The following is a 13,460-nucleotide window of genomic DNA, read 5'->3' on the forward strand; positions in this document are numbered from 1 at the left end:
GAGCCGGCCTCCGCCCCCGCGTTCCCCTCCTGCCGGTCAGCCGATCGCCTTGATCAGCTCACCGTTGGTGGTGTCCCCGCTCAGCTCCCAGAAGAACGTCCCGCCCAGCCCCTGCTGGTTCTTGTACGTCATCTTGGTCGCGATGGTCGCCGGGGTGTCGTAACTCCACCAGTTGCTCCCGCACTTGGCGTACGCGGTGCCGGCCACCGTACCGTTCGCCGGGCACGTGGTCCTCAGCACCTTGTAGTCCTCGATGCCGTTCTCGTACGTCCCCTTGGCCGGTCCGGTCGCGGTGCCGCCGGGCGCGGACTGGGTGACGCCGGTCCAGCCGCGGCCGTAGAAACCGATGCCGAGCAGCAGCTTGGAGGACGGGATCCCGAGGCCCTTGAGCTTCGCGATCGTCGCCGAGGTGTGGTAGTTCGCCTTGGGGATCCCCGTGTACGAGGTCAGCGGCGAGTGCGGCGCCGTCGGTCCGGCAGCGTCCCAGGCCCCAAAGAAGTCGTACGTCATTGGGTTGTACCAGTCGACGTAGCGGGCGGCGCCCGCGTAGTCGGCCGCGTCGATCTTGCCGCCGGCGGTGGCGTCGGCAGTGATCGCCGCCGTCACCAGGTTGCCGGTGCCGAACTTGGCGCGCAGCGCCGACATCAGCTTCCCGAACGCGTCCCGGCCGCTGGTGTCGCAGGTCAGCCCGCAGGCGTTCGGGTACTCCCAGTCGATGTCGATGCCGTCGAAGACGTTCGCCCACTTGGAGTTCTCGACCAGGTCGTAGCAGGACTGGGCGAACGCGGCCGGGTTCTTCGCGGCCTCGGCGAAGCCGCCGGACCAGGTCCAGCCGCCGAAGGACCAGAGGATCTTGAGGTTCGGGTGCTTCTTCTTCAGCTTGAGGAGCTGGTTGAAGTTGCCGCGCAGCGGCTGGTCCCAGGTGTCGGCGACGCCGTCGACGGACTCGGCCGCGGTGTACGCCCGGTCGGTGGCCGCGTAGGCGTCGCCCATGGCGCACTTGCCGCCGGTGACGTTGCCGAAGGCGTAGTTGATGTGGGTGAGCTTCGCGCCGGAACCGGACGTCTCGATGTTCTTGACGTAGTACTTGCGGTCGTAGGTGCCCCATTCGGTGAAGTAGCCGACGACCTTCGAGCCGGCCGCTGCCCGAGCGGAGGGTGCGACCTCCGCGGCCGTGCCGGCGCCGGCGGCCGTCGCGGCGCCCGCGCCGGCGAGCAGTCCGGCGCCGAGGGCCGCGGAGCACAGTGCGGAGAGCAGCGCCCGGAACGGGGCGCGGGGGAGGTGCGGGACGTGCATCGGGTGTCTCCTCGTGGGGGGAAGAGGGGAACGCTCGCCGATTGGCATGAACGCGGTAATGCGTTCGGTCCGTCACCGTAGAAGGACTAGACCAGTAAGGTCAATGGTTCGGACCAAATGGCTCGTCACCCGGGGGAGTTCGGGCTCCCGTGGCCCGGTGGGAGATTTCTTGGAGTAAGCGGTCGTTAACTGGTGACTCCATGCGTCCGATCGGGCATACTCACAGCGCACAGCCGCTGGTCAGGCGCTTCCGCGACCCGGGAGTGCGAGCATCGGCCCAGCCCGAACGACCTGGCGGAGCCGCCTCCACCCAAGGCGCACGTCCGCCGATGTGCCCGAAAAGGGAGGAGAGCGTCGCCATGCCCGACCGCGCCCCGCAGCCGGTGGACCGGCAACTGCCCACGGACGAGGCACGGGATCTGATCTCGCTCGTCCGCGACATCGCGCAGCGCGAGATCGCCCCGAGCGCGGCCGAGGAGGAGGACGCCGGACGCTTCCCGCGCGAGGTCTTCACCCTGCTCTCCGACTCCGGCCTGCTCGGCCTGCCCTACGACGCCGAGTACGGCGGCGGCGAGCAGCCCTACGAGGTCTACCTCCAGGTCCTGGAGGAACTCGCCGCGACCCGGCTCACCGTCGGCCTGGGCGTCAGCGTGCACACCCTCGCCTCCTACGCGCTCGCCGCCTACGGCACCAAGGAGCAGCAGGTCGAGCACCTGCCCGCGATGGTCGGCGGCGGTCTGCTCGGCGGCTACTGCCTTTCCGAACCGGCCTCCGGCTCGGACGCCGCCTCCCTGCGCACCAGGGCGGTGCGGGACGGGGACGACTGGGTGATCACCGGGACCAAGGCGTGGATCACGCACGGCGGGATCGCCGACTTCTACACCGTCATGGCGAGGACGGGCGTGGAGGGCCCGCGCGGCATCACCGCCTTCCTGGTCCCCGGCGACGCCGAGGGGCTGAGCGCCGCGGTGCCGGAGAAGAAGATGGGCCTCAAGGGCTCGCCCACCGCGCAGGTCCACCTCGACGGCGTGCGGGTCCCCGACTCCCGGCGTCTCGGCGACGAGGGGCAGGGCTTCGCGATCGCCCTGTCCGCGCTCGACTCCGGGCGGCTCGGCATCGCCGCCTGCGCGATCGGCGTGGCCCAGGCGGCACTGGACGAGGCGGTGTCCTACGCGGCCGAACGACGGCAGTTCGGCAAGCCGATCTCGGACTTTCAGGGGCTGCGCTTCATGCTCGCCGACATGGCCACCCAGATCGAGGCGGGCCGCGCGCTGTACCTGACCGCGGCCCGGCTGCGCGACGCGGGACTGCCGTTCGCCAAGCAGGCCGCCATGGCCAAGCTGTACTGCACCGACACGGCGATGCGGGTCACCACCGACGCCGTGCAGGTCCTCGGCGGTTACGGCTACACCGCGGACTTCCCGGCCGAGCGCTACATGCGCGAGGCCAAGGTCCTGCAGATCGTCGAGGGCACCAACCAGATCCAGCGGATGGTCATCGCCCGTCACCTCGCGGGGCCCGAGGGACGCTGAAGGTGCCGGTGACGATGTCACCGGCCGCGACGGCCTCGCCGAGCCCTCGCGGGGGCTCGGCGAGCCCGACCCACTCCGGATCGTGGCGCCCCGGCAGGGTGCGGCCGCGGTCCGCCCAGGTCCGCATCAACTCACGGTAGATCGGCGGGTCCGGGGCGTGCGGAGCCGGCGGCGTCGGCCCGGTCGGCACCGGCACGAACACGCGGAGCCGGCTCCCGGCCGCCGAGTACGTGGGAGTCATACCGGGGCAACGCGGCGCGGCGCGGGCAGGTCACCGGCCCGCGGAATCGGGCGTGCGTTCACGGGGTCCGCCGCGCGGCCCGGGCGGCGGCCGGTGCCGCGTGCCCTCCCCGGCGGCCGTCACGGCATGCCTGTCCGCGCCACGGCGGGCCGCGGCGCGGAAGGGTTCACGCAAGGAGCGGTGCCCCCGGGTGGACCCGGGAACGCGGTCGCTCAGGCCGCCTCGCGCCGCATCGTCGGCACGCGCATCGGGCGCGAGCCCGGGCCGCCGACGTGGGAGAAGGGCTGGGTCCGCCAGTCCAGGCTCCGCGGAAGGGTCAACAGCAGGGCGGTGTCCTGCTCGTGCGGCTGGAACGACGCGTCCGCGGGGCGCGCGTCGGCGGCCCTGCGCCCGGTGCCCGCACACGCGGTCAGACCGAACGGATTCCACGGCGAGGCGCACAGCGCGTGCTCCGGCAGCACCTCCTCGTCCGCCAGCAGGGCGATGGGCTGCGCGCAGTCCGGGCAGATCACCCGGTACATCTCGAACGTGTCGTAGGCGTCGAGTTCCTCGTCGTCGAAGGTGTCGGGATCGACACCCTCCGGCACGGATTCGACGACGGGCTGCTGCCGCTTGGGCGCGGAACGACCAGGGCGCTTAAGACTCTGCATGGGATTCTCCCCCTCGGGCTGGGCCGTGACGGCACTGCGGCCTCGACCACAGCAAGCACTTCCCCTCCCCCCTACCTGGTAATCACGGGAACATCACGGAGACGGGCCGGGGGGTGTGGTGTTGGTCACACGCCGCTCGCAGGTGTCCGGTGCGGCGGTTTTGTCCCCGCCGAGCCACCCGCCGGACCCCGCCCGCGCCACGAACCGGGCCCGGCCCGGGCGGCTCGGGTACCCGCGGAGATCAGGCGCACTGTAGGTTCTTGCGCCATGGAGGAGCTGGACCGACAGATCGTGCAGCTGCTCGTCAAGGACGGGCGGATGAGCTACACAGACCTGGGCAAGGCGACGGGCCTGTCCACGTCGGCCGTGCACCAGCGGGTGCGGCGGCTGGAACAGCGTGGCGTCATCCGCGGGTACGCCGCGGTCGTCGACCCGGAGGCCGTGGGCCTGCCGATGACCGCCTTCATCTCCGTCAAACCGTTCGACCCCAGTGCGCCCGACGACATCGCCGACCGGCTGGCCGGGGTCCCCGAGATCGAGGCGTGCCACAGCGTGGCGGGCGACGAGAACTACATCCTCAAGGTGCGCGTGGGCACCCCGCACGAGCTGGAGGAACTGCTCGCCCGGGTGCGTTCCCTGGCCGGCGTGTCGACCCGCACCACGGTCGTCCTCTCGACCCCCTACGAGGCACGCCCGCCGCGGATCTGACCCCGTCGGGACACCCCCGTCCCTCCCGGCGCCGACCTGCGTGCGAGCCGTCCGGGGGGAGGGGCGAGACTGGTGTCCATGAGTGAGTCCACCACCCCGCCCGCCACCGTCCTGCTGCGCCGCGGCGAGGTCCACAGTCCCGCCGACCCCTTCGCCACCGCCATGGTCGTCGAACGCGGCCAGGTCGCCTGGGTCGGCTCCGAGGGCGCCGCGGACGCCTTCGCGGACGGCGTGGACGAGGTGATCGACCTGGACGGCGCCCTGGTCACTCCGGCGTTCACGGACGCACACGTGCACACCACGTCCACCGGCCTCGCCCTCACCGGCCTCGACCTGTCCGGCGCCGCCACCCGCGAGGCGGCCCTCGCGCTCGTCCGGGACTTCGCCGCGGCCCGCCCCGGCGACCGGGTGCTGCTCGGCCACGGCTGGGACGCCTCCCGCTGGCCCGACGGAACGCCGCCGTCCCGCACGGAACTGGACGAGGCCACCGGCGGCAGGCCCCTCTATCTCAGCCGTATCGACGTCCACTCCGCGGTCGTCACCACCGCCCTGCTCGACCTGGTCCCGGGCGGCGCCGGACGGGCGGACGGCCCGCTCACCGCCGACGACCACCATGTCGTGCGCGCCGCCGCGCTGGACGCGGTCACCGCCGCCCAGCGCACCGAGGCCCAGCGTGCCGCCCTCGCGCACGCGGCCTCGCTGGGCATCGGCACCGTTCACGAGTGCGCAGGCCCGGAGATCTCCTCGGAGGACGATCTCACCGGACTGCTGCGCATCGCGGCCGAGGGCGACGGACCGCGCGTGATCGGCTACTGGGCCGAGCGGAACGTCGACCGGGCGAGGGAACTGGGCGCGGTCGGCGCCGCGGGCGACCTCTTCGCCGACGGCGCCCTCGGCTCGCACACCGCCTGCCTGCACGAGCCGTACGCCGACGCCGGCCACACCGGCACCGCATATCTGGACGCAGCCGACGTCGCCGCCCACGTCGTCGCCTGCACCGAGGCGGGCCTCCAGGCGGGCTTCCACGCCATCGGCGACGCCGCCGTGACCGCCGTCGTGGAGGGCGTGCGCGCCGCCGCCGAGAAGGTCGGCCTCGCCCGTGTCCGCGCCGCCCGTCATCGCGTCGAGCACGCCGAGATGCTCACCCCGGAGACCGTCGCGGCCTTCGCCGAACTCGGCCTCACCGCCTCGGTGCAGCCCGCCTTCGACGCGCTGTGGGGCGGTGACGACGGCATGTACGCCCAGCGGCTCGGCGCCGAGCGGGCCCGCACCCTGAACCCCTTCGCGGCCCTCCTGCGCGCCGGCGTCCCGCTCGCCTTCGGCTCGGACAGCCCGGTCACCCCCCTCGACCCGTGGGGCACCGTCCGGGCCGCCGCCTTCCACCGCACCCCGGAGCACCGCGTCTCCGTGCGGGCGGCGTTCACGGCGCACACGCGCGGCGGCTGGCGGGCGATCGGCCGGGACGACGCGGGCGTCCTGGTGCCGGGCGCACCGGCGGACTACGCCGTCTGGCGCACCGGCGACCTGGTGGTCCAGGCGCCCGACGACCGGGTCGCGCGCTGGTCGACGGACCCGCGCTCCGGCACCCCGGGCCTGCCCGACCTCACCCCGGGGCGGGATCTGCCCGTCTGCCTGCGCACCGTCGTGGGCGGCCGGACGGTCTTCGTACGCCCGGGCGAGTGATCTCCACGGCCGACGAGGCGGTGATCTTCCGACCCGCGGTGACCGGGCGCCCGCCGCGCTGACCTGGGCTTTGGTGTGAAAGCCGCAGGTCGAACGACTGTTGACAGGCGACGGCGGAGGGCCGGTAGGTTCGGCGGAGTCCACCACCGGACGCCCGACCGGGAAACCTCCGCGCACTCGCCGCGGCGCCGCTGCGTCAGGGACGGTGTGCCGCACCGGCGCACCGCCACTGGGAGCCAGGCTCAGCGCTCGCGCCGCGGCGGGGGAACGATACGGCCGGTCGGGAGGTGTGACCCCGGGTGGGGCCCGGGAGCTCAGTAGACAACGGCTTTCGGTCGACCCGCAGCCAGCGGGCCCCAGGTCGGCCCGAAGGGCGCCGGGCCCCCATCCGCAGCGGAAACGGTCCGAAACGCGCATCCATACCCCAATTCCCGGCCGACGACACCGCCAATCGAACGTCCTGTCACGTCACCGCAGGCCGCGGCCACTATGGTGGTCCTCTGCGTACGGACATGAAGGGGCAGCAGTGAACGACGGCGACGGGACGCTCGCGGCAGCGGACCAAGGGAGGCGGTTCGGCCCCCTGGGCACGGCCCTGGTGATCATCCCGACCTACAACGAGGCGGAGAACATCAAGGCGATCGTCGGGCGCGTGCGCGAGGCGGTCCCCGAGGCACACGTTCTCGTGGCCGACGACAACAGCCCCGACGGCACCGGCAAGCTCGCCGACGAACTGGCCGCCGGGGACGACCACGTCCAGGTGCTGCACCGCAAGGGCAAGGAGGGCCTCGGCGCCGCCTACCTCGCGGGCTTCCGCTGGGGCCTGGAACACGGGTACGGCGTGCTGGTCGAGATGGACGCGGACGGCTCCCACCAGCCCGAGGAACTTCCCCGCCTGCTGACCGCGCTCAAGGGCGCCGACCTGGTGCTCGGCTCCCGCTGGGTGCCCGGCGGCCGGGTGGTGAACTGGCCCAAGTCCCGCGAGTTCATCTCCCGCGGCGGCAGCATGTACTCGCGCCTGGCGCTCGACCTGCCGCTGCGCGACATCACGGGTGGCTACCGCGCCTTCCGCCGGGAGACCCTGGAGGGTCTCGGCCTGGACGAGGTCGCCTCCCAGGGCTACTGCTTCCAGGTCGACCTGGCCCGCCGGGCGATCAAGGCCGGCTACCACGTCGTCGAGGTGCCCATCACGTTCGTCGAGCGCGAACTCGGCGACTCCAAGATGAGCCGCGACATCCTCGTGGAGGCCCTCTGGCGGGTGACCACCTGGGGTGTGGGGGAGCGGGTCGGCAAGGTGCTGGGCCGGGACAAGCCCACCGAGAGGCCCGCCGGCACGCCGGACGAGGGCCCGGACGACCGGAGCAGCGCCGGCGGGGAGGCCGGGAAGGACGCGCCGGCCGGGTCGAGCGCGCCGGACGGGAAGGCCTGATCACCCCCTTATCCCGTGCTGAGCCGGGCCCAGGCACACTGGGGGTATGACGACAGGCGCTCAGCCCCCCAGGACCCCCGCCCGGCCCCGGCGCTCACGGCTGCGCACGTTCCTGCCGCTGGGTCTCGCCGCGTGGCTCGTGCTGGAGGTCTGGCTGCTGACCGTGGTCGCGGGCGCGTCCAGCGGGTGGGTGGTCTTCCTGATTCTGGTGGCGGGTCTGGTGCTCGGCTCCGTGGTCATCAAGCGGGCCGGCCGCCGCGCCTTCCGCGACCTCACCGAGACGCTGCAACAGCAGCAGCCCGGCGTGATGCCCGCACCCCGCCCGAACAGCGAGGGCAACGGGCTGACGATGCTGGGCGGCCTGCTCCTGATGATCCCCGGCGTGGTCTCGGACGCCGTGGGCCTGCTCCTCCTGCTGCCCCCGGTCCAGAAGGCCGTCAGCCGGTACTCGCAGCGAACCCTGGAGCGCAAGCTGCGCGAGACGAGCCCGGGCACCCTCGGCGACGCCTTCCGCCAGGCCCGCATGCACCGCCCGGACGGCAAGGTCGTCCAGGGCGAGGTGATCCGGGACGAGCCGGGCGACGCCCCGCAGGGGCCCCGCCCGCCGCTGGCGCGCTAGCCCGGACCCGCGAGCGGGTGAGCGCCCTCCAAGGACGCACCGGCACACAGCACGAACGCGGGCGCCGTACGTGATGTCACGTACGGCGCCCGCGTTCGCTTGCGTTCGCTGACAGTCCGGCTCAGCCCCTTTGGGGACTACGCACTCTTGCGGCTGTCCCGCGGATGAACCGCGATGTTCATCGCGCCGGAGCGCAGAACGGCCAGCCGCTCCTCGAGGACCTCTTCGAGTTCCTCGCGGGTGCGCCGTTCCATCAGCATGTCCCAGTGCGTACGCGCGGGCTTGGCCTTCTTCTCCTCAGGGCCGTCGCCGTCCACCAGGAGTGCCTGGGCCCCGCAGACCTTGCACTCCCACTCCGGCGGGATCTCCGCCTCGACCGAGAAGGGCATCTCGAACCGGTGCCCCTTCTCGCATGCGTACTCCACGGCCTGGCGCGGGGCCAGGTCGATGCCGCGGTCCGTCTCGTAGCTGGTCACCACGAGGCGCGTGCCGCGAAGAGCTCGCTCACTCATGAATCGTGCCTCCCGGGCTTGTCGCCCACAGGACAGGTGTCGCTGTCGTCGTCATCCGGTCAACGTCCGGGCGGCGGTAAAGATTCCCGTCCGGAGTCCCCGTTCCGGGCCATGCGTCGCCGTCGCAGCCGCAGCCTTGTCAACCAGTGCAGTACCCGCCGACGTCCGGTTTGTCACCTCTGTGGTCAGTTGTGACATAGCGTTTCGGCACCTTTGACGCGCAGTAACGGTACGCCTGGCAGGCCAAACGCGTACACTACAGCCCTTTCGTGTCGAGTGCTAAATCCTTTCGGGTACCGGGTTGCCCGCGTCGCCGATCGCTCGCCGTACCGGTACCCGCGCGAGCAGGACGAAACCGATGACGAAGAACGCCACCAGCGAGATGATCGCGTCGCGGTAGCTCCCGGTCAGCTGGTAGGTGAGTCCGAAGAGCAGCGGCCCGAGCCAGCTCATGCCGCGGTCGCTCATCTCGTAGGCGGAGAAGTACTCGGCCTCCTTGCCGGGCGGGACCAGGTATGAGAAGAGCGAGCGGGACAGCGCCTGGCTGCCGCCGAGGACGAGGCCGATGCCGGCGGCCAGGACGAAGAACCACGCGGGCGCCCCGGCAGGCAGGAAGTACCCGGCCGCGAGCGTGACCGTCCAGGCGACCAGCGACCCGAGGATCGTGCGCTTGGCGCCGTACGTCCGGGCCAGCCGGCCCAGCGCCAGCGCGCCCACCACCGCCAGCACCTGGACCAGCAGGACGGCCACGATGAGCGTGGACTGCCCGAGCCCCAGTTCCTCGGAGCCGTAGACCGAGGCCTGGGAGATCACCGTCTGGATGCCGTCGTTGTAGACGAGGTAGGCCAGCAGGAAGGCCAGGGTCAGCGGGCGGCGGCGCATGTCGCGGACGGTCGCCGCGAGCTGCCGGAAGCCGGGGAGGGCCGCCTCCCGGGCGGGGGCGCGGCGGTCGCGCAGCCGCCGGAGCGGTATGAGCGTGAAGGCGCCCCACCACAGTCCGGCCGAGGCGAGGCAGATCCGGACCGCCGCGCTCTCGCCGAGGCCGAAGGAGTCGTGGGCGGTGTAGAGGACGAGATTCGCGACCAGGACCAGGGAGCCGGCGGCATAGCCGAAGGCCCAGCCGCGGGAGGAGACGGCGTCGCGTTCCGCGGGCGGCGCGATCTGCGGAAGGTAGGAGTTGTAGAGCATCATCGCCACCGACTGCGCGGCGTTGGCGACGACCAGGAGCAGGCCGCCCAGCAGGTAGCGGTCGCCGTCCAGGAAGAACATGCAGGTCGTGGCCGCCGCGCCGGTGTACGCGGCGGCCGCGAGCAGCGGCTTCTTGCGGCCCGTGCGGTCCGCCGCGGCGCCCACCACGGGCATCACGAGCACCGCCACGATCACCGACAGGGACACCGAGTACGCGAAGAAGGAGCCGGAACGCACGGGGATGCCCAGGGGGTGCACGTATCCGTCCGCGTCCGACGCCGCCTCGGCGACCGACGTCAGGTAGGGCCCCAGGAAGACGGTGAGCACGCTCGTCGAGTAGACCGAGCAGGCCCAGTCGTAGAAGTACCAGCCGCGCTGCTCGCGCCGCCGGCCGGCGGCCCCGTCGGCCGCGTCCGTCCGCACGGTGTCGATGCCCACCCGTGCCCTCGCTTCCCCGTGAACGCGCGACGCCCCGGCGGGGGCCGGCCCGTGGGGCTCAGACGGTCTGGGACGGTCTCAGACCCAGACGCCGCGGTCCTCCATGACCGTGCGCAGTGTGTCGATGTGATCGGTCATGATGCCATCCACCCCCAGGTCCAGGAGCCGGTGCATGCGGGCCGGATCGTTCACCGTCCACACGTGCACCTGGAGCCCGCGCGCGTGGGCGGTGCGCACGAACCGGTGGTCCACCACCGGGATGCCCGACTGGACCTCCGGCACCTGCGCGGCCACCGCCGACCGGCGCAGCGCGGCCGGCACGCCCCAGGAGCGCAGCCGCAGGCCGAGGACGCCCAGGGTGCCGTACGAGGTGGCGAGGCGCGGGCCGGCCGTCCGCTGGGCGCGGACCACCCGGGCCTCGGAGAACGAGCCGACGCAGATCCGGTCCCAGGCGTTCGCCCGCCGGACCAGGTCCAGGAGGGGCCGCAGGGCCGGCTCCGCCTTCACGTCGATGTTCCAGCGCACGTCGGGGAAGGTCTCCAGCAGCTCCTCGAACAGCGGCACCGGTTCCGCGCCCGCCACGCGCGCGTGGCGCACCTCCGCCCAGGGCAGGCCGGCGATCCTTCCGGCGCCGTCCGTCACCCGGTCCAGGGTCGCGTCGTGGAAGGCGACGAGCCGCCCGTCCCGCGTGGCGTGGACGTCCGTCTCGATGTAGCGGTAGCCCGCCTCGACCGCGTGGCGGAACTGGCGCACCGTGTTCTCCAGACCGTCCGCGGCACCGCCCCGGTGGGCGAAGGCGATCGGGCCGGGATGGTCGAGGTAGGGGTGGCGTATCGGGGTGGTCACCGCCGCAGTATCGCGCGCCGGGGCCGACCCTCGGCAACCACCGTGCTGCCCTGCGGTGCCACGGGGACGGCGAACGCGCGCAGGAAGACCTGGGCGAGCGGACCGATCGCCAGGGCGTACAGCAGGGTGCCGACCCCGACCGTGCCGCCGAGGATGAAGCCGGTCGCCACGACGGTGATCTCGAGGACCGTGCGCACCAGGCGCACCGACAGGCCCGTGCGCCGGTTCAGGCCCGTCATCAGGCCGTCCCGCGGGCCCGGCCCGAACCGGGCCGCGATGTACAGCCCGGTCGCCGCGCCGTTCAGGACGATCCCCGCCGCCATCATGGCGATCCGCAGCGTCCAGCCGTGGGCGTCGGGCACCGCGGCCAGCGTCGCGTCCATCGCGGCGCCGATCACCAGCACGTTGGAGACCGTGCCCAGGCCCGGGCGCTGGCGCAGCGGGATCCACAGCAGCAGGACGGCCGCGCCCACGACGGTCAGCACCACGCCCATGGAGAGGCCCGTGCGCTCCGCGAGGCCCTGGTGCAGCACGTTCCACGGCTCGAGGCCGAGCCCCGACCTGACCAGCAGCGCCGAACTCGCGCCGTAGAGCACGAGGCCGCCGTAGAGCTGTGTCAGCCGCCGTGCGAGATGACCGTGTCCGGATCGCCTGGACAAGACGTGCCCCCCTGTGTGGTGGTAGTGGCCTGCTGCATGACACCCTGTGGCTTGAGAAGCAGAGCCAACCATGGCCAATTCAGGGAAGGTGGACTGATTTTCATGGCGCAGTGGACCTCGGCCGTGGGGGCGGCCCAGCTCGCCCGGCTGCTCGGCTCCCAGCAGGACCGCCCGGCCGGCCCCGGCACGCGCCGCCCGCCCGCCTACCGAGCCCTCGCCGACGGCATCCGGCTGCTGGTCCTCGAGGGACGGGTGCCGGTCGCCGCCCGGCTGCCCGCCGAACGCGAGCTGGCCCTCGCCCTGACCGTCAGCCGCACCACGGTCGCCGCCGCCTACGAGGCCCTGCGCGCCGAGGGCTTCCTGGAGTCCCGCCGCGGCGCCGGCAGCTGGACCGCCGTACCGGCCGGGAATCCGCTGCCCGCCCGCGGCCTGGAACCGCTGCCGCCCGAGGCCCTCGGCTCGATGATCGACCTCGGCTGCGCGGCGCTGCCCGCGCCCGAGCCCTGGCTCACCCGCGCGGTGCAGGGCGCCCTGGAGGAGCTGCCGCCCTACGCGCACACCCACGGCGACTACCCGGCCGGGCTGCCGGCGCTGCGGTCGATGATCGCCGAGCGCTACACCGCCCGCGGGATCCCGACCATGCCGGAACAGATCATGGTGACCACGGGCGCCATGGGAGCGATCGACGCCATCTGCCACCTCTTCGGGGGGCGCGGCGAGCGCATCGCGGTCGAATCGCCGTCGTACGCCAACATCCTCCAGCTGATGCGCGAGGCGGGGGCGCGACTGGTCCCCGTCGCGATGGCCGAGGGCCTCACCGGCTGGGACGTGGACCGCTGGCGGCAGGTGCTGCGCGAGGCCGCGCCCCGCATCGCCTACGTCGTCGCCGACTTCCACAACCCCACCGGCGCGCTCGCCGACGACGACCAGCGGAGGCGGCTGGTGGACGCGGCCCGGTCGGCCGGGACCGTCCTCGTCGCCGACGAGACGATGAGCGAGCTGTGGCTCGAGGACGACGTGGAGATGCCGCGCCCCGTCTGCGCCTTCGACCCGGCCGGCTCCACGGTCGTCACCGTCGGTTCCGCCAGCAAGGCCTTCTGGGCGGGCATGCGCATCGGCTGGGTCCGTGCCGCGCCCGATGTGATCCGCAGCCTGGTCGCCGCGCGTGCCTACGCCGACCTGGGCACGCCGGTGCTGGAGCAGCTCGCGGTGAACTGGCTGTTCAGCACGGGCGGCTGGGAGCAGGCGGTGCGGATGCGGCGCGAGCAGGCCCGGCAGAACCGTGACGAGCTGGTGGCGGCGGTCCGGCGCGCGCTGCCGGACTGGGAGTTCGAGGTGCCCCGCGGCGGCCTCACCCTCTGGGTGCGCTCCGGCGGACTCTCCGGCTCGCGCCTCGCCGAGGCGGGGGAACGCGTGGGGGTGCGGGTCCCGTCCGGGCCGAGGTTCGGCGTCGACGGGGCCTTCGAAGGGTATGTCCGGCTGCCGTTCACCGTCGGCGGGGCGGTGGCGGAGGAGGCGGCCGTGCGGCTGGCCGCGGCGGCCCGGCTGGTGGAGAACGGGGGCGCCGGAGGAGGCGAGGCACCCCGGACCTTCGTGGCCTGACCGGAAGGCGCCCGGCCCCGGCCGGGCGGGGCGGCGCCTCGCGGCCGGGCCCGCGTG

13 protein-coding genes are annotated in these 13,460 nt (G+C 73.1%); 6 read left to right on the forward strand and 7 right to left on the reverse strand.

Annotated elements, in window-relative coordinates:
• Positions 1-36: 36 nt before the first annotated feature.
• Entirely contained in the window at positions 37-1,296 is a 1,260-nt protein-coding gene (locus tag ACFWJB_RS13405; protein ID WP_386922210.1) for a glycoside hydrolase family 18 protein, read from the reverse strand.
• A 359-nt stretch (positions 1,297-1,655) separates the two neighbouring features.
• On the opposite strand from ACFWJB_RS13405, the gene ACFWJB_RS13410 reads away from it, so the two are divergent.
• Positions 1,656-2,828, forward strand: coding sequence for an acyl-CoA dehydrogenase family protein (locus ACFWJB_RS13410; RefSeq protein ID WP_386922212.1), 1,173 nt, complete (start codon positions 1,656-1,658; stop codon positions 2,826-2,828).
• On the opposite strand, the gene ACFWJB_RS13415 is transcribed toward ACFWJB_RS13410, so the two are convergent.
• Together ACFWJB_RS13415 and ACFWJB_RS13420 are read right to left on the reverse strand one after the other, a co-directional pair.
• Positions 2,791-3,069, reverse strand: a complete 279-nt coding sequence (locus ACFWJB_RS13415) for a hypothetical protein (RefSeq protein ID WP_385457786.1) — start codon at positions 3,067-3,069, stop codon at positions 2,791-2,793. The genes ACFWJB_RS13410 and ACFWJB_RS13415 overlap by 38 nt on opposite strands.
• A gap of 212 nt (positions 3,070-3,281) precedes the next feature.
• Complete coding sequence (locus ACFWJB_RS13420; protein ID WP_386922215.1) at positions 3,282-3,719, reverse strand: hypothetical protein; 438 nt, start codon at positions 3,717-3,719, stop codon at positions 3,282-3,284.
• Positions 3,720-3,986: 267 nt separating this feature from the next.
• On the opposite strand from ACFWJB_RS13420, the gene ACFWJB_RS13425 reads away from it, so the two are divergent.
• The 4 genes from ACFWJB_RS13425 to fxsA all read left to right on the forward strand — a co-directional run bounded on the left by ACFWJB_RS13425 (position 3,987) and on the right by fxsA (position 8,158).
• Positions 3,987-4,427, forward strand: a complete 441-nt coding sequence (locus ACFWJB_RS13425; protein WP_385457782.1) for an Lrp/AsnC family transcriptional regulator — start codon at positions 3,987-3,989, stop codon at positions 4,425-4,427.
• A 78-nt stretch (positions 4,428-4,505) separates the two neighbouring features.
• Positions 4,506-6,110: an amidohydrolase gene (locus ACFWJB_RS13430; RefSeq protein WP_386922217.1), complete on the forward strand. Its 1,605-nt coding sequence runs from the start codon at positions 4,506-4,508 to the stop codon at positions 6,108-6,110.
• Positions 6,111-6,636: 526 nt separating this feature from the next.
• A complete protein-coding gene (locus ACFWJB_RS13435; RefSeq protein ID WP_386922219.1) occupies positions 6,637-7,539 on the forward strand; it encodes a polyprenol monophosphomannose synthase in 903 nt (300 codons plus the stop codon).
• 46 nt (positions 7,540-7,585) lie between these two features.
• Positions 7,586-8,158 carry an FxsA family membrane protein gene (fxsA, locus tag ACFWJB_RS13440; protein ID WP_386922221.1) on the forward strand — a complete coding sequence of 191 codons (573 nt, stop codon included), beginning with the start codon at positions 7,586-7,588 and terminating at the stop codon, positions 8,156-8,158.
• A 137-nt stretch (positions 8,159-8,295) separates the two neighbouring features.
• Here fxsA and ACFWJB_RS13445 read toward each other — a convergent pair whose 3' ends face one another.
• The 4 genes from ACFWJB_RS13445 to ACFWJB_RS13460 all read right to left on the reverse strand — a co-directional run bounded on the left by ACFWJB_RS13445 (position 8,296) and on the right by ACFWJB_RS13460 (position 11,873).
• Positions 8,296-8,670: an RNA polymerase-binding protein RbpA gene (locus ACFWJB_RS13445; protein WP_003977404.1), complete on the reverse strand. Its 375-nt coding sequence runs from the start codon at positions 8,668-8,670 to the stop codon at positions 8,296-8,298.
• A 279-nt stretch (positions 8,671-8,949) separates the two neighbouring features.
• Positions 8,950-10,296: an MFS transporter gene (locus ACFWJB_RS13450; protein WP_386922223.1), complete on the reverse strand. Its 1,347-nt coding sequence runs from the start codon at positions 10,294-10,296 to the stop codon at positions 8,950-8,952.
• Between the two features lie 78 nt (positions 10,297-10,374).
• A complete protein-coding gene (locus tag ACFWJB_RS13455; protein ID WP_385457773.1) occupies positions 10,375-11,142 on the reverse strand; it encodes a glycerophosphodiester phosphodiesterase in 768 nt (255 codons plus the stop codon).
• Positions 11,139-11,873 carry a YitT family protein gene (locus ACFWJB_RS13460; RefSeq protein WP_386922225.1) on the reverse strand — a complete coding sequence of 245 codons (735 nt, stop codon included), beginning with the start codon at positions 11,871-11,873 and terminating at the stop codon, positions 11,139-11,141. The genes ACFWJB_RS13455 and ACFWJB_RS13460 overlap by 4 nt, the downstream gene beginning before the upstream one ends.
• 30 nt (positions 11,874-11,903) lie before the next feature.
• On the opposite strand from ACFWJB_RS13460, the gene ACFWJB_RS13465 reads away from it, so the two are divergent.
• The gene (locus ACFWJB_RS13465) at positions 11,904-13,403 is read left to right on the forward strand and encodes a PLP-dependent aminotransferase family protein (protein WP_385457771.1); all 1,500 of its coding nucleotides are present in this window, start codon (positions 11,904-11,906) and stop codon (positions 13,401-13,403) included.
• The last annotated feature ends 57 nt before the right edge of the window (positions 13,404-13,460 follow it).

The organism is Streptomyces sp. NPDC127100 (assembly GCF_042724095.1).
Lineage (GTDB): Bacteria > Actinomycetota > Actinomycetes > Streptomycetales > Streptomycetaceae > Streptomyces.

Excerpts from the sequence above, each read along its gene's own strand:
- ACFWJB_RS13410 (WP_386922212.1), top strand. The coding sequence starts at position 1,656 with ATGCCCGACCGCGCCCCGCAGCCGGTGGACCGGCAACTGCCCACGGAC.
- ACFWJB_RS13425 (WP_385457782.1), top strand. The coding sequence starts at position 3,987 with ATGGAGGAGCTGGACCGACAGATCGTGCAGCTGCTCGTCAAGGACGGG.
- ACFWJB_RS13415 (WP_385457786.1), bottom strand. The coding sequence starts at position 3,069 with ATGACTCCCACGTACTCGGCGGCCGGGAGCCGGCTCCGCGTGTTCGTG.
- ACFWJB_RS13405 (WP_386922210.1), bottom strand. The coding sequence starts at position 1,296 with ATGCACGTCCCGCACCTCCCCCGCGCCCCGTTCCGGGCGCTGCTCTCC.
- ACFWJB_RS13420 (WP_386922215.1), bottom strand. The coding sequence starts at position 3,719 with ATGCAGAGTCTTAAGCGCCCTGGTCGTTCCGCGCCCAAGCGGCAGCAG.
- ACFWJB_RS13460 (WP_386922225.1), bottom strand. The coding sequence starts at position 11,873 with ATGGTTGGCTCTGCTTCTCAAGCCACAGGGTGTCATGCAGCAGGCCAC.
- ACFWJB_RS13465 (WP_385457771.1), top strand. The coding sequence starts at position 11,904 with ATGGCGCAGTGGACCTCGGCCGTGGGGGCGGCCCAGCTCGCCCGGCTG.
- ACFWJB_RS13445 (WP_003977404.1), bottom strand. The coding sequence starts at position 8,670 with ATGAGTGAGCGAGCTCTTCGCGGCACGCGCCTCGTGGTGACCAGCTAC.
- ACFWJB_RS13430 (WP_386922217.1), top strand. The coding sequence starts at position 4,506 with ATGAGTGAGTCCACCACCCCGCCCGCCACCGTCCTGCTGCGCCGCGGC.
- fxsA (WP_386922221.1), top strand. The coding sequence starts at position 7,586 with ATGACGACAGGCGCTCAGCCCCCCAGGACCCCCGCCCGGCCCCGGCGC.